The organism is Mesorhizobium neociceri, from assembly GCF_013520985.1.
In the GTDB taxonomy this organism is placed as follows: domain Bacteria; phylum Pseudomonadota; class Alphaproteobacteria; order Rhizobiales; family Rhizobiaceae; genus Mesorhizobium; species Mesorhizobium neociceri.
The window spans coordinates 123,451-143,485 of the sequence record NZ_JACDTY010000010.1 but is presented as its reverse complement, the minus strand read 5'-3'; the positions used below and the strand labels follow the sequence as shown (position 1 = coordinate 143,485).

Sequence of the window (20,035 nt, the reverse complement as noted above, 5' to 3'; positions counted from 1 at the left end):
CCAAACCGGCGGCGGGACTTTCCCGCGGCCGGTTTTTTGTATCGAAATCGCTCCCTTGCACAGTTTTGCGGCGGCGCTTACGCTAGGCGAACCAAGGGGTTGGGAACGATGGCGCGGGCAAGAATGATCTTCGGGGTCAGGGCGATGGCGGCTGCATCCATGCTGGCCGCGCTGACATGCTTTCCTGCGGTCGCCGATCAAGGTGGTGTCTCGCCGGGCGGCGCCTGGGCCGAGCGGGTGCAAATCCTCTATCAGAGCCAGACGCGCTCGGTGCTGCGCAAGACTGTGCGGGTCTGGAATTTCCATCCGGAACTCGGCCTCGACTTCGTCTGGGAGCCGGCCGCCGGCCAGTCACCGGACCGAACGGTCGCGGCAGACGGCATCGTCAATGGCAAGGGCAGGCTGGTCTGGCGCGTGCGTGGCTCCGCGAGCTACGACCGCAAGACCATCTATTCCAGCTATTTCGGCGAGATCAGGAATGGCCGGCCCGATGGGCAGGGCCGACTGGAACTGCGCTCAGGCGAGGTGCTCGACGGCCATTGGGCCGCCGGCCAGCTCGACGGCCACGGCATCCACGTCGATGCCGACGGCAATCGCTATGAAGGGCAATTCAGCGCCGGTGTGCCAAATGGCCAGGGCCGGCTGGAGACGAAAACGGGCGAGATATTCGTCGGCTCGTTTGTCGACGGGCTGAAGAACGGCAAGGCCCGCACCCGGCTGCCGGGCGGCACCGTCTACCGGTCGCAATGGGCGATGGGCAAGGAGATCGGCGGCGCGCGCCCGGATGTGCTGGCCGATGCCAGGGTGGGTGGGCTGCTCCAGGCGCAGACCGGCGGCGGCGCGGCAGACAAGGTCGAGATCGGCATTGCCGTCGACCAGCGCATGACGCAGCAGGCCGACATGCAGTACCAGCATCTGGTGCGCGACGAAGACATCGCGATCTATCCGGTGTCGGACCAATACAACGACGCCTGGAACGGCACCGGGCAGGTTCGTACCGGCAATGTCCATGACGGCATGGATTGGGAGCAGGCGCCGGCTTTCGCCGAAGTCGATCTCAAGACCACGGATCAGTCGCGGGTCAAGCTCGACAGTCTGGAAATGAAGGTTGCCTCGAGCGAAGCCTACCGCAAGCCGATGCTGTCGATCAGCGAGCACTATGGCTGCGTCGGCTTCCGCCCCGACTTCTCGATCGTCAACAATGGCTGGGGCGACGTCAAGGACATGAAGATGTCGATCCAGTTCACCAGGACCGACGAGGAGGACAACGCGACCGGCGAGCCGAGCCGCATGTTCACGAAGGATATCGGCAACTTCGGCGACGGCGTCGATGTGTCGGTCAAGAGCGTGCTGGCCGAGGCGGGCGTCGACACCACCACGCTCGAGACCCAGCGCTTCACGTGCCCGTCACGGGACAGCCTCGATGTCTGCCGCGCCCAGGTCGCCAACAAGGTCAAGTTCGGCGACGTTGCCGATTACATCAACGGCAGCGTCGAGAAGATGAGCGTGACCGGGATCGGCAAGCTCGATTATTCCTGGGCCGACGACCAGGGCGCTGTCACCCAGCAGAGCGAGCCGTTTCGCGTCGTTGTCTCGCTGGTCAGCATCGAGGTCCCCGAATCGCTCGCCGAATGCGGCGATGGCGGCGGTGCCTCGCCCGAGGCGCTGCGTTATCAGAACATCGAATTCCCAATTGGCAAGACCGATTACAGCATCCCCATGCCGGTACGCGGCAACAAGAACCTCAGTGCCTACACAGCGCGGCTGAAGATGTGGTCATCGATGTCGTCGATCCATCGCTTCAGCATCGCCGCCCATTTCGCCGACGGCAGCACACGCGAGAGCAAGCCGGCTACCTTCTTCTATTTCCGCCCGAAGCAATCCCTGTTCGAAACCAGGACCAAGCCGGCGGTCTGCTACCTGCCGGCCGATCTGGAGGGCTGCTGAACTCTTTCTTTGACGCAATTCCTCAAGGGAAAGCGCTGCGCGCTTTTCCCGGGAAAACCGCTTCACACTTTTCCTGGAATTGCTCTATTTCGAGCCCATCTCGAAATAGTTGGGCAGCGGGATGAGCCTGGCAAAGATCGTGCCCTGGCCGAAGACCCTGAGTTCCAGCATTGAGCCGGACGATCGCTCGGCCTTCTGGTCGAACAGGAAATTGCCGAGCGAATAGACCTCCGCCACGTCGCCGCCGGCGAGCGGAAGAATCGCCTCGCTCGACACATGCGGATGGCCGCCGACAATGGCGGTGACACCGCGCAGCCGCATCTGGTCGGCCAGCATCTCCTCGCGCGGCGACGGCTCGGTCTTGTACTCGCGGCCCCAATGGACGAAGGCGATTACCGGCCGCTCGGCATTGTCGTGCAGCAGCCGGTCCAATAGGGCAGGTGTCAGCAGGTCGGTATTTCTGGAACCATTGGTGTCGATGTCGGTCAGCCCGACGAGGTCGAGATCGGCAAGCGCCTCAGTCTCGCCCTGGCCGAAATGGGCGATGCCGGCCGCATCGAGCGCGCCCAGCGTCTCGGCATAGCCGGAGGGGCCGAGGTCATAGGCATGGTTGTTGGCAAGGCTGACGGCGGCGACATGCAATTTCTTCAACATACCGATGGCGAGATCGGTGGGCATGGCCAGCGTCATGTCGTCGATCGCTTCGGGGACATTGGGCAGGATGACGCCTTCGAGATTGACGATCAACGGCCGCGACCGGGTCAAGGCAAGCACGCTCTCGACGATCTTCTCGGCGATGCCATCACGGACCAGGATCTTCTTCATGGCGCGGCCGAAATTCACGTCGCCGGCGAAATAGTAGAGCTTGTCGTCGGGACGGGCCGGGTTGTTGAAACCGGGTCCGAAGGCGCCAAACAGCGCTACGACATAGCTGGTGGTGCGTTCGACATAGTCGCTTGAATGCGTCTGCGAATTCTCATTGGCGATGACCAGCGGCTGGGCGCCGAACAGTTCGCGCTGCAGCCTAGTCTGGATGTAGAGCGCTCCGACCGAATCGGCATGCGCTGGCTGCTGCAGGGCCGCGATGCCGTCGAGCGAGCCGGCGGCGAGCATGTTCAGCGTCTGCTGGTCGAAACGCCTGGCCTCATGCTGGGGCAGATAGTGCGAGAAATCGGTGGATTCGACGATCAGCGTATCCTTGTCGACGATCGTCTTCAGGGCTTCCGCCAACCGGTCCCAGTCGCCGCGCTTCGCTTTGACCGACATCGCCACCGGCACGATTTCAGCTTCGGGAAAATAATGGTGCAGGAAGGGCAGCATCGCCTGCACGCCATGCTCCTTGGCGAACAGGCAGGAGTCTTCGACCATGTCACTGTTTGCTTGGAGAAGGCGCACGGCTGCCGTGTCGGCAAAGATCGGCCCAAGCACCGTCTCGAAACCGCGCGTCGTCGTGGCGAAGAGTTTTTGCGTCTTGTGAAAATGGTCCGGCGACAGGATGACGATGCGCTTGTAGCGGAACCCGGACGCGGCGTGGAACCCGAGCGCGACAAGGTCGGCCACCAGCAGATGATGCGGTACGGTGATGCCGGTGAGACGTTGGTTGGAGGGGTTGAGTTTGGCGACGGCCGAGATGGCGTCGGTGAAGAGTGTGGGGTCGTCGTAGAAGGATGGGAAGTTCGCGTCATCTGGTGGGCAGGTGATGGGCGATGCGAAGGCATGGAGCGGAAACAGGATAAGGAGAAGCAGCAGCATGCAGGTCTGCGCCCAGGCACCCCCCTCTGTCCTGCCGGACATCTCCCCCTCAAGGGGGGAGATTAGCAGCTTCGTCGCCGGGTCTCCGTTTGAAACGCTGATGATTGGCGAAGCCGCAGACAACAGCTGATCTCCCCCCTTGAGGGGGAGATGGCCGGCAGGCCAGAGGGGGGTGTCTTGGCGCAAACCCCTCACGGCTCTGCCAGCACGATGTTCTCGACCCCGCCGACATAATAGAACGGCTTCTGCTTCGACGCTGTCAGCCGTAGCACTTCGCGCGAAATGTAGTCGGCGAGGCCGAACAGCGTCACGCCGCCATCGGATGTCTTTGCCCGGCCGCGCAGGCCCTCGAGGATCGAATAGGTGAAGACGCCATGGCCGAGCTCGGGCAGTTCGGCGGCGGTGTTGTTGGCGGCGGTTGCCGAGAAGACGACGATGCGCGCGTCCTGCGCGTCCTTTTCCAGGCGCGGGTTGAAAGCGTTGGCGGCATGGCACGTGTCGAGCAGCATGAAGCGCATGCCCTTGGCCCGCTCGACCGATTTCTGGATATCGCCCCAGTCAACCAGCGAGGAGCGCTTCCAGCGATCGGCGTCCTGTTTGCGGCCGTCGGTCGGAATGAAATAATAGTCCTCGTCGATGTTGATGCCGTGGCCGGCGACGAAAATAATGGTGGTGTCGTTCTCGCCGGGCTTGTCGAGGAAATCGGCGAGTTGGTCGTCGATCGTGTCGGAGTCCGGCTCCAGGATGCTGTCGGCGCTGGCGACCTTGAACACATCCTTGCCGGCGTCGGGCGCCTCGTCGAGTGCTGCGCGGTTGACCAGCACCAGCGTCTCCATCGACGAGAACAAGGGCGCGGATTTCTGCGAGATCACCTCGAGGAATTCCGTCGCGTCGTCGACGGGATAGCGCAGATCGCAGGCGCGGCCGGCACAGGCATCGGTCAGGAAGGGATATTTGTCGACGCCGATGACGGCGACGTACAGCTTGCCCTTGTTGGCGGGCCTCTCGGTTTTTCTGGCCAGCGCGGTAACGCTGCGCTCGGTCAAATAGCCGAATTCATTGGTGCCGGTGATGCGGATGGTGTTCTCGCCGTTCTCGACCGGCACTTCGACAATGGTGCTCTTGCCGCCATCGGCCGAGCGTGCGGTGACCTCGCCGACATTGCGGCTGTTCGAGAGGATCGAAAATCCGGCGACATCGGCGCCGGCTTCGGCCGCGCCAGTGATCTCGACGGCAACGTAGCCCTCGCGGACATTGCTCTGGTCGTCGGCAAGTTTGATGCCGAATTCCGGCGGCTTGCGCTCAAGCAGCTTCTCCAGCTCGCGGTCGACGCCTGGACGCATTTCCTGGACCGCCTGTTCGGCGCTGCGCAGGATGATGGCGCGGCGTACCATTTCCGGACTCCAGAGATATTTCTTCAGCTGACCGGCGCTGATGAAGCGCCCTTCGTGATCGCGGCCCTGATTGACCTGCCAGCCAATCAATTTGTCGCCATCGGCGGAGGAATAATAGTAGCCCTGCGGCATCCACACGATCCATTCGGAGCCGGCAAAAAACATCGACACGATCAGCTTGTGCGTCTTCAAATTCCACAGCCGCAAGGTCTGGTCGGCGCTACCGGTGACCAGCAGCCCCTCCTTCTCAGATGCCACTATGGCGTTAACCTCGCCGGTGTGGCCGGTGAATTCGCCTGACACCTCGGCGGTCGCGGTCTTGTACTCCAGCAGTGTTCCGTCACTGCCGCCGGTGATCAGGCCAAGCCCGTTGTCGATCAGCGTATAGGCCGAATGGACGAAGCCATTGGTGGCGGCGTTCTCGATGCTGTGCACCACCTTGCCGCCGCTCGCGATTTCCAGCACCGCATTCTCCAGGCCATCCTTGCCCCCGGAGACGGCGCGAAGCGACCATTCACCGTCAGTCAACTCGGCGCGGGCATAGGCGCTCTGTTGCGCCAACGCTTCCGGCTCCTCGAAGAACCGCTCGGCCGTCGGCAGCGCCAGCGTCTTGTCCAGCGTGCCCAGCATCTCCGGACAGGAGACGCGTTCGGGGCAGGGGTTGGCATTGCCCCAAGCGACGGAATTGCTCGCCGCATCGAAGCCGACGGCCGTTACCGGTTCTCCGACCCCTTGCAACAGCGCCTTGCGGTCGCTGGTCGCGGGGTCCCAGACCTGGATCGCGTTGCGGGTGCCGCCGGCAGTCGCCATCAGCGACCCGTCGGCATTGCTGGCGCTGGCAAAGACCGTGCCATCATGGCCGCTATAATCCAGCACCTGCTCGCCGCTATCCGTATTCCAGACCACGGTGCGGTGCTTGTCGGCGCAGCGATAGCTGCAGGACGCGACAAGCCGTGAACCCGTCGCGAAGCTTAGCGCACCGATCTGAAAATCCTGCTTCGGCATGGAACGGACGAACTTGCCGTCGCTGGCCTGCCAGACCTGGACGTCGCCGTCCTTGCTGCCGGTTGCGAACAGGCTGCCATCCAGCGAGACAGCGAGCGCGGCGACGCTGACATCCCGCAGCGGTTCAGCCTCGGCGGGCAAGGCAATCTCCTCGCCCTTGGCGACGTCCCAGAGCCTTATGCCATTGTCGGTGGTCGTAGCTGCCAGCCGGGTTCCCGCAGCGGCGAAGCCGAGCTTTTCGACACGCCATGAATCGGCATTGAGTTTTGTGGCCAGCGTCCAGCCCGAAGCGGATTTGTCGTCCACCCGCCAGAGGTAGACGAAGCCATCGCCGCCGGTGGCGGCGAGCGTGTTTCCATCCGGCGCGAAGGCGATGTCATAGACCGCGAAGTCGGCGCCATTCAGCACACCCTTGATTTTGCCGGTAGCGAAATTGAACAGCCTGACATCGCCATAGGGCGGCTTGTCGCCGATGCCGGCGCCGAAATATCCGCCGGCGGCGATCGTCTTGCCATCCGGCGACACGGCGATCGCAAAGATCTTGCCGTCATTGCCGTTGCCGAGATAGCCGCGAATGGTGCGCAGCGTCACCCCACTCTGCCAGTCCCAGATGCGGATCGTCTTGTCGTCGGACGCCGAGACCAGTTCCTCACCGTCCGGCGCGAAGGCCAAGTCGGTCACCCTCGCACTGTGCCCGCCGGTGTTGAGATCGAGATGGAAATCGAGGTCTTCGGCACGGGCGACCGACGCCAGCGCCAGAAGACCGACCATGATCAGCCACCGGAAAGCACGCAAGGGATGAGAGCTGCCCGGCACCTTCGTTGCGCCGCTATTTGGAGTCAGCAGGCGGCGGCGACCCGTGGCGCACATAATTCTCGATCGCCTGGGCATAGTTCGCGGAACCGGTCTTGCGTTCCTTTTCTATGTAGCCGGCAAAGTAGCTCCAGAACGACACGGCATAATCGCGGAAATAGGCATCGGCGACATCGCGAGAGCAGAGCTTGCCGTCGACGCAGATGGAGAGCCGGTTGAGGAAATAGACGATGCGGTCGAAACTGTCGTTGAAATCGGCGATCGGCATGGTGCCGCCCCCGGCGGTCATCGCTTCGATGCCGATGCGTTGCCGAAACACCTGTTCCTCGGTCGGCGACGGAGTGGCGCTGAGCAGATTGTCGTATTTGGCGTTGAGCGCCGCCAGCCGTTCCTTCAGCGCACGCTGCGCCTGCTGAAAATCCTTGCTTTCCCAAAGCTCGACCAGCGACATCGTCTGCTCGACGCGCTTCTGCTCCTGGTTTGCGAGAAACTGGAAGACCGAGAAGCCCAGGGTGAAGATGATCGCCAGCCGCACCGCGAGGCCCGACCAGGCGTAGGCCAGCATGCGCCAGTCGCGATCGGTGAAGGGGTTGGCTTCCTTCTTGATTTCGTGGCTGCTCGGCCACGGAAAGCCTTCGGTGGTTTCGGGCAAGCTCTCCGGCTTCTTGGCCGGTGCCGGCGATGCGGTCGACGGTTTTTGTGTTGCAGTGCCCCCCGGCTTTTTCATCCGCAGCTGTCCAGTTGGATGGTGGCGGAGGGGTCAAGCACGATACCAGGCGCCTCCAGCTTCTTTTTCAGGCAATCGAGCTGCGTTCGCGAAATCATGAACTGCACGTCGGGTTCCGCAGCCGCCTTGTTGGGTGACGGCAAGGGTTCGACCACGCCGCGCGAGGCGCAACTGGAGAGATCGACGACGACGGCAGTGCTGCCGGTCTTGGCGATCTGGTCGTACTGGTCGAGAAAGCAGGTGGCGAGCTCGGAATTGGTGACGATCTGCTTGGCGCACAGGCCGCAGTTTTCGTCCGCCGAGGCGCTGGCAACCAGCAACAGGCCGGCGGCAAGGCCGGCGGTCGCTGCACGCCGGGAGGGCACGGGGATAGGCACTGATGTCCTCATTTGTTGCATCCCGCCGCGGTACATCGGGGCGCCGCGAGCCGGGAAATGTTTCACTATATCATGCCGGTAGCGCAAGAGCCGACAAAGCTATGTTCAGGCGCGCGGCACCGTCTCCATCGGGAAGATCATCACCGCGCCCTTCGGACCGCTCTTGTCGGCAAGCCGCATCACCGAGCGCGTCGCCGGCGCCATGCCGATATCGGCCAGCATGTCGGAGAAACCCGGTGTTCCCGATGCTGCCCGCGTCACGGCGCGGACGCCCTCCTGAGCGAGGAAGCTCAGATCTTCTTTTTCGCTCTGCGGCGGCGCCTCGGTCAGCACGGCGATCATGCGCTCCATGCCGAAGCTGGTGTCGGTGAAGGCGAGCAGGCCTTCCTTCAGACCCTGATCGGCCTGCTCGTTGATGGGCGCCAGTCGCTCGGCGACGATGTGGGTGATCGAATAGTCGCTGCCGATATAGAGCACGTTGATGTCGACGAATTCGTCGGACTCGTTCTTGGCAGCAATGTGCACCTGATCGCCCGGCGACACGCGCGGCACGGTCGAGGATTCGATCGGCTCCATCGCATCGCTGTCCTGGCGCCTGATCAGGAACTGGACGCTGACCTCGTCCGGCCGGTAGTCGGAAGCGGCGGCGAGCCGCGACAGGCCGGTGGCGCGGAAGATGGTGGTCAGGTTCTTGCCAGTGTTTTCGGCAAGCTTGTCGCGACCATCCTGATGGATGACGATGCGCGGCGGCTTGCTGCCGTCCTTCAAGCTGATATCGCCGGACGCCGGGAGGAACCACAGCGCCGGCTCGTCGGTTGCGTCGGCGGCAGCGTCGGCAATGGATTTTTCGCGCAGCACAGCCAGCCGCAGATCGGCGCTCTTGCCGGGTTCGACCAGCGCGATGTGGAAGCCTGAATTCGGCCTCGCCGCCAGTTCGTCGAGAACCGAATTGACCAGCTCGGTTTCCTTTTCGAGCCCCGCCGTTGACGCCGGTTTTGCCACCAGAAGCTTGTAGTCTACCGCCAGTTCGGCAACGCGTGCATAGGCGCCGGCAGGCACGGCCGTCGGCGCAAGCGCCGGCTTGCCGTCGAACTCGACCGGCTTGAGGTTGCTCTCGAGGTTCCTGGCCGATTGCACTTCGAGATAACCGACCGCGTCGGAAAGCTTTGACAGCGCCGAAGGTAGGATGGCGAGCTTGCTGCCGGGGGTGAGGCCTTGCAGCAGCCCGGCGCCGATCGCGACGTCGCCGTCCTTGACGGCAATCGGCCATTGCATGACGGCGTCGGTCTTGTCGGTACCGAACACGCGGGCGTCGAGCTCGCCTTCGAACAAGGGCGTCGGCCTTGTGCGGCCGTCCGCGGAATATTGCTGCAGCACGGCCTGGCCGAGCTGGCGATAAGTGACGTTGGGATTCTCGGCCAGCTTCGACAGGATGGTGAAGGTGAACAGGCCGAAGCGTGGTGCGTCGGGCGTGCCCTTGGGCAGCGGCATTTCCGGCGTCGTCTCGACCGTCTGCGCGGCATAGAAGGCAACCAGCCTGCCCCGGGCAATCGGCTCGGCGCCGGTCGGCGTCAGGTTGAAGGCCGGCTTGCGGCCGCCATTCTCGTCGAAACCGCGCGATGCACCCGCCGAGATGTCGTCATAGGTCTTGACGGCCGCTGCTCTCGCCGCATCGTCGCCGCCAACGAGGTCGGCGAATTCGACCTTGCGCTCCAGTTCGTCATCGACTTCCGCGGCGCGTGTCGCGGTGCCGGAATGGCAGCAGTCGAACACGACCCAGACAAAGGCGCCCTTGTCGCGGATGGCGTCAAGAGCGGCGCCGACCTCGTTGTCGACCAGCGCGTTGGGCACGCCCTCTTCGCGGTTGATCCATTTGTCGATGTCGGAGGGAAGGAAGATCTCGTCGAGGCCGTCGGTCTCGTCGCCGGCCTTGGCTTGCGGCTGCTGCGCGCCATGGCCGGACAGATGCAGGTAGACGAAATCGTCGCGTTGCACCTTGCCGGCGAGATCGGCAAGGGCGGCCTTGATCGCCGCATGCGTCGGCGGGCCGTTGGCGCCCTCGACGTCCTTGGCGAGCAAGGTCACGTTCTCGGCCGAGAATTTTACCGGATCGGGCGTGTTCTTCAGGAGATAGTCGCGGACCAGGCCGGCATCGTTCTTCGGACCGATCAGCCAGTTCTTCTGCGGCAGGTTGGGATAGTCGGTGCAGGCAACCAGCAGCGCATGATAGGTGCGCGAGGCGGCGAGGGCGCGGAACGAGACCGTACCGGCGGCCACAAGCGCCGACGTGCCGACGAGCAGCGTCCGCCGAGTCAGTTTGATCATGATTGCTTCCCCAAGCCTGATCGAATTTGCAAGTGCGGCACCTTTTGCCGAGGATTTTGTCAGTATTTTGAATGTGGTCGGTGCCGCCAACCGACGGTAGCGGTCATGGTGTCGATGGCGATAACGGAAACAGTGGCAAAAAGCCCGTTTCATCGCTATCTCAAGGAAGTTGAGAGTCAAAGAGATGGAGCATGATGCGTGGACAAACGGTTCCCGTTTGTCCAAGAAAACCGCTTCACACTTTTCGGCATCATGCTCTAAACGATCGGAAAACAGGATCATGGCGGCAAGGGATGTGCTGACGAAGAATCAGCTGAGCGTGCTCGAAAAGCTCGAGGCCGCCAGCGGACCGCTCAGCGCCTATACGCTGCTCGACCAGCTGCGCGAGCGCGGTTTCCGCGCGCCGCTGCAAGTCTATCGTGCGCTCGACAGCCTGGTGAAATCAGGTTTCGTGCATCGGCTCGAAAGCCTCAATTCCTTCGTCGCCTGCGCCGAGCCGCACGATCACAGCCATTCGATGACCGCCTTCGCCATTTGCGACACGTGCGGGCAGGTGACGGAGATGTCCGACCATGATGTCGATCACCGGCTGGATGAGTGGGTTCGCTCGACAGGGTTTGCCGCCAAGAAGGCGGTGATCGAGTTTCGTGGGACGTGTGCCAAGTGTAGAGCTGAGGCGGCTTAGGAGATTGCCCGCTAATCAGTGACGTTGGCGGGACAGCACCCCCCTCTGTCCTGCCGGACATCTCCCCCTCAAGGGGGGAGATTGGCAGCGTTGGTGACGCGCTAATTCTGCAACGTTGGTGATTGGCGAAAGCCGTTGTGACGTTCAATCTCGCCCCTTGAGGGGGAGATGCCCGGCAGGGCAGAGGGGGGTGTGCCGGATCGCGACTTAGCCGAGTGCGGCCGAGCGTCAGTGCGCCTCGTCCCAATTGTTGGCCGCCCGGGCGTCGACATGCAGCGGCACTGACATCGAGATGGCCGGCATAGGCGCATTTTCCATCACGCGGCGCACCACGGGGATGGTCGCTTCGACTTCCGCCTCCACCGTCTCAAAGATCAGCTCGTCATGCACCTGCAGCAGCATGCGGGCCGACAGACCGGCCTTCTCCAGCGCTTCGTCCATATGCACCATGGCGCGGCGGATGATGTCGGCGGCGGTGCCTTGCAGCCTGGCGTTGATCGAGGCGCGCTCGTTGAAGGCGCGGATCGACGGGTTCGACGACCGGATCTCCGGATAGTGGATGCGGCGGCCGAAGATGGTTTCGACGAAGCCATGCTCGCGGGCATAGGCCTTGGTCGCCTCGATATAGTCGCGGATGCCGGGAAAGCGCTCGAAATACTTCTTGATGTAGGCGCCGGCCTCTTCGCGCGGGATCGACAGCTGGTTGGCGAGGCCAAAGGCCGAAATGCCGTAGATGATGCCGAAATTGATCGCCTTGGCGCGGCGGCGCACTTCCGAAGGCATGCCTTCGACCGGCACGGAGAACATTTCCGAAGCGGTGATGGCGTGGATGTCGGCGCCGTCGGCAAAAGCCTGCGTCAGCTGCGGAATCTCGGCGACATGGGCCAGCACGCGGAGCTCGATCTGGCTGTAGTCAGCCGAGACCAGTTTCTGGCCCTTGTCGGCGATGAAGGCCGTCCGGATCTTGCGACCCTCGGCGGTGCGCACCGGGATGTTCTGCAGATTGGGATCGGAGGAGGAGAGGCGGCCCGTGGTCGTCGCCGCCAGCGCGTAGGACGTATGCACGCGCTTGGTGTCGGGGTGGATGAAGCCGGGCAGGGCATCGGTATAGGTCGATTTCAACTTGGTCAGCTGGCGCCAGTCGACGATCTTGCGCGGCAATTCGTGGCCCTCGGCGGCGAGATCTTCCAGAAGCTGCGCCGAGGTCGACCATTGCCCGGTCTTGGTCTTGGAGCCGCCAGGCAGACCCATGCGGCCGAACAGGATATCGCCGAGCTGCTTTGGCGAACCGATGTTGATGCGTTCGCCGACGAGGCCGTAGATTTCCTCTTCCAGCCGGGCAGCGCCTTGCGCCAGCTCGCCGGAGAGCCGCGACAGGATCTGACGGTCGACCGAGATGCCGCGCTGCTCCATCCTGGCCAGCACCGGCACAAGCGGCCGCTCCAGCCGCTCATAGACGGAGACCAGTCCCTTGGCGGCCAGTCGCGGCTTCAGCACCTGCCACAGCCTCAGCGCCACGTCGGCATGGCCGGCGGCGTAGGCGGTTGCCCGGTCGATGTCGACCTGCTCGAACCCGACCGAGCTTCTGCCGGAGCCGGCGAGGTCCTTGAGCGGGGTCGTGGCATGGCCAAGCCATTTGTCGGCAAGCGAGGACAGAGTGTGGTGGCCGGTGCCGGCGTCAAGTACGTAGGAGATCAGCATCGTGTCGTCGAATGGCGCGATATCGATGCCGTGGCGGCTCATGACGACGATGTCGTATTTGGCGTCCTGGGCGATCTTGAGGACCGATTTGTCTTCCAGCAGCGGCTTCAGCAGCGCCAGCGCCTCGCGGACCGGAATCTGGTTCTCCAGCGTGCCGCCGCCAAGCAGGTCGCCGGCGCCGCTCTTGTGCGCCAGCGGCACATAGGCGGCGCGGCTGGGGCCGATCGCCAGGGAGAAACCGATCAGGTCGGCCAGCATCGGATCCGACGAGGTGGTCTCGGTGTCGAAAGCGACGATGCCGGTCTCCTTCGCCTGGGCCAGCCAGGTCTTGAGGGTTGCCGTGTCGCGGATCGCGACATAGGCGCCGGGCTCGATCTTGGCGGCGGACGCCGCCTCGAGGCGAAGTGCTGAAAGCAAAGAAGGGGTATCGCCGGCTCTGGCGGTATCGGCCGTGGCTGCAGCTTGTGCTGCTTCGTTCGTTCCGGTGCTTACCGGTGCGCCGGAGCCGACATCGGGGCCATGCGCGGTGTCGGCGCGCTCGACGGTTACAGCGACGGCCTGGACATCGCCGGCCTCGGTGCTGGTTGCTTCTGCCACGCGGCGGGTCAGCGAGGTGAATTCCATGGTTTTGAGGAAGCCGATCAACTTCGGCCCGTCCGGCGCGTGCAGCACGAAATCGTCGAGGCCGTCGGTGACCGGCACGTCGTTCTTCAGCGTCACCAGTTGGCGCGATATGCGTGCCTTGTCGGCGTTGGCGATGATGGATTCACGCCTTTTGTCCTGCTTGATCTCGCCGGCGCGGGCCAGCAGCCCGTCGAGGTCGCCGAATTGTTCCAGAAGCTGCGCCGCCGTCTTCGGGCCGATGCCGGGCACGCCAGGGACATTGTCGACGGAGTCGCCGGTCAACGCCTGCAGGTCGATCATCTTTTCCGGCGGCACGCCCCATTTCTCGATGACTTCGGGGATGCCGATCTGGCGGTCTTTCATCGGGTCGTACATGCCGACCGTGGGGCCGACCAGCTGCATCAAATCCTTGTCGGAGGAGATGATGGTGGTGTCGGCGCCGGCCTCGCAGGCCAGCTTGCAATAGGTGGCGATGAGGTCGTCGGCCTCGAACCCTTCCATCTCGAGGCAAGGCAGGTTGAAGGCGACGGTTGCCTGGCGGATCAGTCCGAATTGCGGGATCAGGTCTTCCGGAGGCGCGTTGCGGTTGGCCTTGTATTCGGGGTAGAACTCGTTGCGGAAGGTTTTCGACGAATAATCGAAAATGACGGCGAAATGCGTCGGCACGATGCCTACATCGGTGTTGCGGGCGTCCTGCATCAGCTTCCACACCATGTTGCAGAAGCCGAGCACCGCATTGGTCGGCAGCCCGTCCGATTTGCGGTTGAGCGGCGGCAGCGCGTGGTAGGCGCGGAAAATGTAGCCGGAGCCGTCGACAAGGAAGAGATGGTCGCCTTTTTTCATGCCGGCAGGGATAGCGCGGCCAAGCTTCGCGGTCCATGGCAAAGGCGGGCTTCCAACAGGTGTTGCGACGACATCCTGACAGAGCCTGCCCGGCCGATACGCTCACGGCCATGTTACAAAAGTGTAATTTTCTTGCCCTTGAAACGCCATGTTCGAAGACACAAATAGAGCTCATCGGCAGTTTTCGCCGAGTCCGGAGCAAGGCCCGTCCCCCGCCTATCCCGGACAACTGCGGCAGCCTATCCCCCCTCTCCGGGCTGCCGCAACGTTTCGAGTAAAGGCCGCCGTGGTTCCCCCTCCACCACGGCGGCTCTTTTTTTGCCTTCTGATCTTTGATCAAGCAATTGCAGCCCGTGGTCCAACGATCGCGGGCTTTTCGTTTTGATGCGCTGCCTTTACGGTCCCGGCACCCAATCGAAAGGCTCGCCAGACATGTCCACCATTTCCCCCGTCCTCGACCGTCTCGACGCAAATCTCGACCAGAGCCTGGAGCGCCTGTTCGGCCTGCTCCGCATCAAGTCGATCTCCACCGATTCCGACTATGCCGCCGACTGCCGCAAGGCCGCCGAATGGCTGGTGGCCGAGCTCAAGCTGATCGGCTTCGACGCTTCGGTGCGCGACACACCCGGACATCCGATGGTGGTTGCGCATCATGACGGCCCCGCCGGTTCGCCGCATGTGCTGTTTTACGGCCACTACGACGTGCAGCCGGTCGACCCGATCGAGCTTTGGGAGAGCGACCCGTTCGCCCCGGCGGTGAAAGAGGTCGAGCCCGGCCACAAGGTGATCACCGGCCGCGGCTCGGCCGACGACAAGGGGCAGCTGATGACCTTCGTCGAGGCCTGCCGCGCCTGGAAGCAGGTGCATGGCAATCTGCCCTGCCGCATCACCATCCTGTTCGAGGGCGAGGAGGAGTCCGGTTCGCCGTCGCTGAAGCCGTTCCTCGAGGCCAATGCCGAAGAGCTCAAGGCCGACTTCGCCCTGGTCTGCGACACCGGCATGTGGGACCGCGAGACACCGTCGATCTGCGTCGGTCTGCGCGGTCTGGTCGGCGAGGAAATCACGGTCAAGGCGGCCGATCGCGACCTGCATTCGGGCCTTTATGGCGGTGCCGCCGCCAATCCGATCCGCATCCTGGCGAAAATCCTGGCCGACATCCATGACGAGAACGGCCACATCACCATTCCCGGCTTTTATGACGGGGTCGAGGAGACGCCGTCGCAGATCCTGAAATCCTGGGAGACGCTCGGCGAGACCGCTGAGACCTTCCTCGGGCCTATCGGCCTGTCGATCCCGTCCGGCGAAAAGGGCCGCTCGGTGCTGGAGCTCACCTGGGCGCGGCCGACGGCTGAGTTCAACGGCATTATCGGCGGCTATACCGGCAAGGGCTTCAAGACGGTGATCGCGGCGGAAGCGTCGGCGAAAATCTCCTTCCGCCTCGTCCACAAGCAGAATCCCGAAAAGATCCGCGCCGCGTTCCAGAAATTCGTCAGGGAGCGCATTCCCGCGGACTGTTCGGTCCAGTTCCACCCGCATGGCGGCTCGCTGGCGATCCAGCTTTCCTACGACTCGCCGTTCCTGGCCAAGGCCAAGAATGCGCTGTCGGATGAATGGCCGAAGCCCGCGGTGACGACGGGCAGTGGCGGCTCCATTCCGGTCGTTGGCGACTTCCAGACCTATCTCGGCATGGAATCGCTGCTGGTCGGCTTCGGCCTAGACGACGACCGCATCCACTCGCCCAACGAGAAATACGAGCTGACCTCCTTCCACAAGGGCCAGCGTTCCTGGGCGCGCATTCTCGATGCACTGACGCGCTGACAGGTGAAATCACGAATAGCGTGAGAATCAACTTTCTGTTGATTTTTCTCCGGATCGCGGCGACGAGGGGGCACGCCGCGACCCGGAGAAAACAATGGCCGACATCCGCTTCCACAAAAACGATCTTCCCGACCTTTCGCACTACAATGTCGACGCGGTGGCCATCGACACCGAGACGCTGGGGCTGAACCCGCATCGCGACCGGCTCTGCGTGGTGCAGATCTCGCCGGGCGATGGTTCCGCCGACGTAATCCAGATCGCGCCCGGCCAGAAGAAGGCGCCGAACCTGGTCAGCCTGCTCCGCAACCGCGGCATCACAAAACTGTTCCACTATGGCCGTTTCGATCTTGCGGTGCTCTACAATGCCTTTGGTGTCATGCCGGAGCCGGTGTTCTGCACCAAGATCGCCTCGCGGCTGACCCGCACCTATACCGACCGGCACGGCTTGAAGGACATCTGCTTCGAGCTGCTCGGCGTCGGCCTGTCGAAGGTGCAGCAGTCGTCGGACTGGGCGGCCGAGACCCTGTCGCCCGAACAGCTCGAATATGCCGCTTCCGATGTGCTCTATCTGCACCGGCTGCGCGACGTGCTGGCCGGACGGCTGGCGCGGGACGGGAGGACCAAGGAAGCCGACGCCTGCTTCCGCTTCCTGCCGACGCGTGCCAAGCTCGATCTGATGGGCTGGGACGAAGAGGATATTTTCGCTCACAGCTGAGCCTGCTCCTAGCCCGTTTGGAACCAGACGCGCGCCGCAGCGTTCTGTCGGCTCAATGAGGGGGATGACATGGCAGACCGCAAGCCGATAGCGACCGCGCCGACGGACGGGTCCAAGGTCACTGTTCTGTGGAGGGACGGCGCCGGCGTCGTCAGTGAATCCGTCGGGCAATACCGTGACGGCGCCTGGTGGGTCTACACCGACAGCGACACCCAGAAAAAGGTCGACCCGACCAGTTGGCGGCCTGCCTCCAGCGACGATGACGACGACCAATGAGCGCCGCTGGCGAGGTCATCCGCTTTCGCATAGCCTGAAGTTGTTGAAAACGAGGCTGATTCGGAGCCTTCCGCTCCGCAGCCGCCTCTCATCCTGGAGGGACTCGCCATGGGCATCGAAAGCCTTCTCATCTTCCTGATCATCGGCGCCATTGCCGGCTGGCTCGCCGGCCTCATCGTCTCGGGCTTCGGTTTCGGTCTGATCGGCAACATCGTCGTCGGCATCATCGGTGCCTTCATCGCCGGCTGGCTTTTCCCAAGGCTCGGCTTTGCCATCGGCGGCGGCATTCTGGCCGCCATTATCAACGCCACGATCGGCGCCGTTATCCTTCTGGTGCTGGTGAAGGTCCTGAAGCGAGCGTGACGCTCGATACCAAACGGAGCGCGCCGTGAAACAGAACACACTTTATCTCGTTATCGGCGCGCTCGCGGTCGTGGTCATCGCCCTCGGTGCTTACATTTATCACGAGCAGACCAAGCCCAAGGGCGTGGAGCTGAAGATCGACGACAAGGGCATTTCGATCCAGCAGAATTGAAATATTCCGGGGTAGCCTAGGGCTCTGCCGTCCGCAACGTACAAGCAGGCGCGGATGCGCCATGCCGGAGGCAGCGGGCGTAGCCGATTTAGAAATTCTTAAGGAATTTCAAAAGGGTGCATAACCCCTGCTTTAACGCGCCCTTAAACCGCCGCATCTACCCTCCAACCCGAGCGCCATTGGCACCGGGAAGACAGCGCAACGCATGGCGAACCGCAGAGACAGTCGCATCGAACCCAGCTTCGAGGGATCGCCAAAGGCGAAATCTCCGGCCGGTTTTTCGGTGAACGAGGAGGATCGCGTCGTGCCGGGCAATCGCAAATCCTCCACGGCGCGCAAAACCTCCAAGGCAAAATCATCATCGCGCGGTAGGCGCGGCAAAAGCCGGCGCGGCCTGTTCGGTGTGCTGGCCCGGATGTTCTACTGGTGCTTCGTGCTCTGCATCTGGGGCGGCATCGCGGTGGCCGGCATTGTCGTCTACTACGGCGCCAAGATGCCGGCGGCCACCACCTGGTCGATCCCCGACCGCGCGCCCAACATCAAGATCGTCTCGGTCGACGGGCAGTTGCTCGCCAACAGGGGCATGAGCGGCGGCGAGGCGGTCGGCCTGCACGAAATGTCGCCCTACATCCCCGAAGCCGTCATCGCCATCGAGGATCGCCGCTTCTATTCGCATTTCGGCATCGACCCGATCGGCCTGTCGCGCGCCATGGTGACCAACATTCTGGGCGGCCATTTCTCGCAAGGCGGCTCGACGCTGACCCAGCAGCTGGCCAAGAACCTGTTCCTGAAGCCCGACCGCACGCTGGAACGCAAGGTGCAGGAGGTGCTGCTGTCGCTTTGGCTGGAGCACAAGCACACCAAGGACCAGATCCTCGAAATGTATCTCAACCGGGTCTATTTCGGCTCCGGCGCCTATGGCGTCGAGGCGGCCTCGCGGCGCTATTTCGGCAAGAGCGCGCGCGATGTCACGCTTTCGGAGGCAGCCCTTCTCGCCGGCCTGTTGAAAGCTCCGTCGCGGTTGTCGCCGGCGCGCGACCCGAAGGCGGCGGAAGAACGCTCGCAGCTGGTGCTGGCCGCCATGCGCGACGAAGGCAAGATCAGTGCCAAGGAACTGGCCTCGGCCATGAGCGCGCCGGCGACGCGCGCGCCATCCTACTGGACCGGCTCGGAAAACTATGTCGCCGACACCATCATGGAAGAACTGCCCGACCTGATCGGCGACGTGCGCAGCGATATCGTCGTCAACACCACCGTCGACCTCAACCTGCAGAAGCTCGCCGAACAGTCGATCCGCCGGCTGATCGACGAGAGCGGCAAGAAGCTCAATGTCAGCCAGGGCGCGCTGGTGTCGATCGACAATTCGGGTGCCGTGCGCGCCATGGTCGGCGGCTACGACTATTCGACCAGCCAGTTCGATCGCGCTTCGGAAGCGCGCCGCCAGCCCGGCTCGGCGTTCAAGCCGTTCGTCTATATGGCGGCACTCGAAGCCGGCCGCACACCCGACAGCGTGCGCAACGACGCTCCGATCAAGATCGGCAAGTGGACGCCGGACAATTACGGCGGCAAGTATTTCGGCAAGGTGACGCTGGCGACCGCGCTGGCGAAGTCGCTCAATTCGGTCGCCGCACAGCTGACCATGGAGGTCGGGCCCGACGCGGTGGTCGAGGCGGCGCACCGCATGGGCATTCAGTCCGATCTGATCGCCAACACCTCGATTGCGCTGGGCACCTCGGAAGTGACGCCGCTGGAGCTGACATCGGCTTACGTGCCGTTCGCCAATGGCGGCTACAAGCCGGATATCCATTTCATCCGCCGCATCACCACGACCGAAGGCAAGGTGCTTTTTGACGACAATGGCGGCAGCGCGCCGCGCGTCGTCAAGCAGGACATTGTCGGCATGATGAACTCGATGATGACCGGCACGGTCGAGATCGGCACGGCCAAGAAGGCGGCCTTCGCCTGGCCGTCGGCCGGCAAGACCGGCACCAGCCAGAATTCGCGCGACGCCTGGTTCGTCGGCTACACCGCCAACCTCACCACCGGCGTCTGGTTCGGCAATGATGACGGCAGCCCGATGAAGAAGGTCACCGGCGGCGCGCTGCCGGCACAGGCCTGGCACGAATTCATGGTCGCCGCGCACGAAGGTGTACCGGTCAGGCCGCTGCCCGGCACCTGGAAGTCGACGCCGCCCGACACCATCGTCCCCGACGACATTCCCTCGGCTGACAACAACCAGCCAGCGCCGTTGCCTGCCGTGTCAGTCGGCCAGTCGGCCCCTTCTGCCGCTCCGGCGCCTGCTGCTGTCCCGGCACGAGCGCCAGTCCGCCGTCCGGCCGAAACCGTCGATGCCGACGGCTTCGACATGCCCGGCGACGGCGGCACCACCGCCTCGATCAAGCATCCGGTGCCGCCCGGCAGCGTCGGAGGCCCGACCAAGAAGCGCAAGACGTCGATCCTTGATATTCTCGGCGGCGGCTGAGCGACAAGTCGCCTCT

14 protein-coding genes are annotated in these 20,035 nt (G+C 63.4%); 8 read left to right on the top strand and 6 right to left on the bottom strand.

What is annotated here, in order from left to right:
- Window positions 1-108 precede the first annotated feature (108 nt).
- Window positions 109-1,947 (top strand): MORN repeat-containing protein, encoded by a 1,839-nt coding sequence (locus H0241_RS20620; protein ID WP_181059593.1) that lies wholly within the window; start codon window positions 109-111, stop codon window positions 1,945-1,947.
- Window positions 1,948-2,031: 84 nt separating this feature from the next.
- On the opposite strand, the gene amrB is transcribed toward H0241_RS20620, so the two are convergent.
- The 5 genes from amrB to H0241_RS20595 form a co-directional block, all read right to left on the bottom strand.
- Complete coding sequence (gene amrB / locus H0241_RS20615; protein ID WP_181059591.1) at window positions 2,032-3,699, bottom strand: AmmeMemoRadiSam system protein B; 1,668 nt, start codon at window positions 3,697-3,699, stop codon at window positions 2,032-2,034.
- Window positions 3,700-3,890: 191 nt separating this feature from the next.
- Window positions 3,891-6,869 carry a caspase family protein gene (locus tag H0241_RS20610; RefSeq protein WP_181059589.1) on the bottom strand — a complete coding sequence of 993 codons (2,979 nt, stop codon included), beginning with the start codon at window positions 6,867-6,869 and terminating at the stop codon, window positions 3,891-3,893.
- 58 nt (window positions 6,870-6,927) lie between these two features.
- Window positions 6,928-7,638, bottom strand: a complete 711-nt coding sequence (locus H0241_RS20605; RefSeq protein ID WP_181059588.1) for a DUF4760 domain-containing protein — start codon at window positions 7,636-7,638, stop codon at window positions 6,928-6,930.
- Window positions 7,635-8,027 (bottom strand): hypothetical protein, encoded by a 393-nt coding sequence (locus H0241_RS20600; protein WP_181059586.1) that lies wholly within the window; start codon window positions 8,025-8,027, stop codon window positions 7,635-7,637. Before H0241_RS20600 ends, H0241_RS20605 begins: the two co-directional genes overlap by 4 nt.
- Window positions 8,028-8,120: 93 nt before the next feature.
- The gene (locus H0241_RS20595; protein ID WP_181059584.1) at window positions 8,121-10,340 is read right to left on the bottom strand and encodes a caspase family protein; all 2,220 of its coding nucleotides are present in this window, start codon (window positions 10,338-10,340) and stop codon (window positions 8,121-8,123) included.
- 280 nt (window positions 10,341-10,620) lie between these two features.
- Between H0241_RS20595 and H0241_RS20590 the strand changes: the two genes are divergently transcribed.
- Window positions 10,621-11,025 carry a Fur family transcriptional regulator gene (locus H0241_RS20590; RefSeq protein ID WP_112562754.1) on the top strand — a complete coding sequence of 135 codons (405 nt, stop codon included), beginning with the start codon at window positions 10,621-10,623 and terminating at the stop codon, window positions 11,023-11,025.
- Between the two features lie 228 nt (window positions 11,026-11,253).
- On the opposite strand, the gene polA is transcribed toward H0241_RS20590, so the two are convergent.
- Window positions 11,254-14,193, bottom strand: a complete 2,940-nt coding sequence (gene polA, locus H0241_RS20585; protein ID WP_181059780.1) for a DNA polymerase I — start codon at window positions 14,191-14,193, stop codon at window positions 11,254-11,256.
- 432 nt (window positions 14,194-14,625) lie between these two features.
- On the opposite strand from polA, the gene H0241_RS20580 reads away from it, so the two are divergent.
- The 6 genes from H0241_RS20580 to H0241_RS20555 all read left to right on the top strand — a co-directional run bounded on the left by H0241_RS20580 (window position 14,626) and on the right by H0241_RS20555 (window position 20,019).
- Window positions 14,626-16,011 (top strand): M20/M25/M40 family metallo-hydrolase, encoded by a 1,386-nt coding sequence (locus tag H0241_RS20580; RefSeq protein WP_181059582.1) that lies wholly within the window; start codon window positions 14,626-14,628, stop codon window positions 16,009-16,011.
- Window positions 16,012-16,105: 94 nt separating this feature from the next.
- Window positions 16,106-16,726 carry a ribonuclease D gene (locus H0241_RS20575; RefSeq protein WP_181059580.1) on the top strand — a complete coding sequence of 207 codons (621 nt, stop codon included), beginning with the start codon at window positions 16,106-16,108 and terminating at the stop codon, window positions 16,724-16,726.
- 69 nt (window positions 16,727-16,795) lie between these two features.
- On the top strand, window positions 16,796-17,002 hold the full coding sequence (locus H0241_RS20570) for a hypothetical protein (protein WP_181059578.1): 207 nt from the start codon (window positions 16,796-16,798) through the stop codon (window positions 17,000-17,002).
- Window positions 17,003-17,110: 108 nt separating this feature from the next.
- Window positions 17,111-17,365, top strand: a complete 255-nt coding sequence (locus H0241_RS20565; RefSeq protein ID WP_181059576.1) for a GlsB/YeaQ/YmgE family stress response membrane protein — start codon at window positions 17,111-17,113, stop codon at window positions 17,363-17,365.
- A gap of 25 nt (window positions 17,366-17,390) precedes the next feature.
- Window positions 17,391-17,537: a hypothetical protein gene (locus H0241_RS20560; protein WP_181059574.1), complete on the top strand. Its 147-nt coding sequence runs from the start codon at window positions 17,391-17,393 to the stop codon at window positions 17,535-17,537.
- A 205-nt stretch (window positions 17,538-17,742) separates the two neighbouring features.
- A complete protein-coding gene (locus H0241_RS20555) occupies window positions 17,743-20,019 on the top strand; it encodes a transglycosylase domain-containing protein (RefSeq protein ID WP_181059572.1) in 2,277 nt (758 codons plus the stop codon).
- Window positions 20,020-20,035 lie beyond the last annotated feature (16 nt).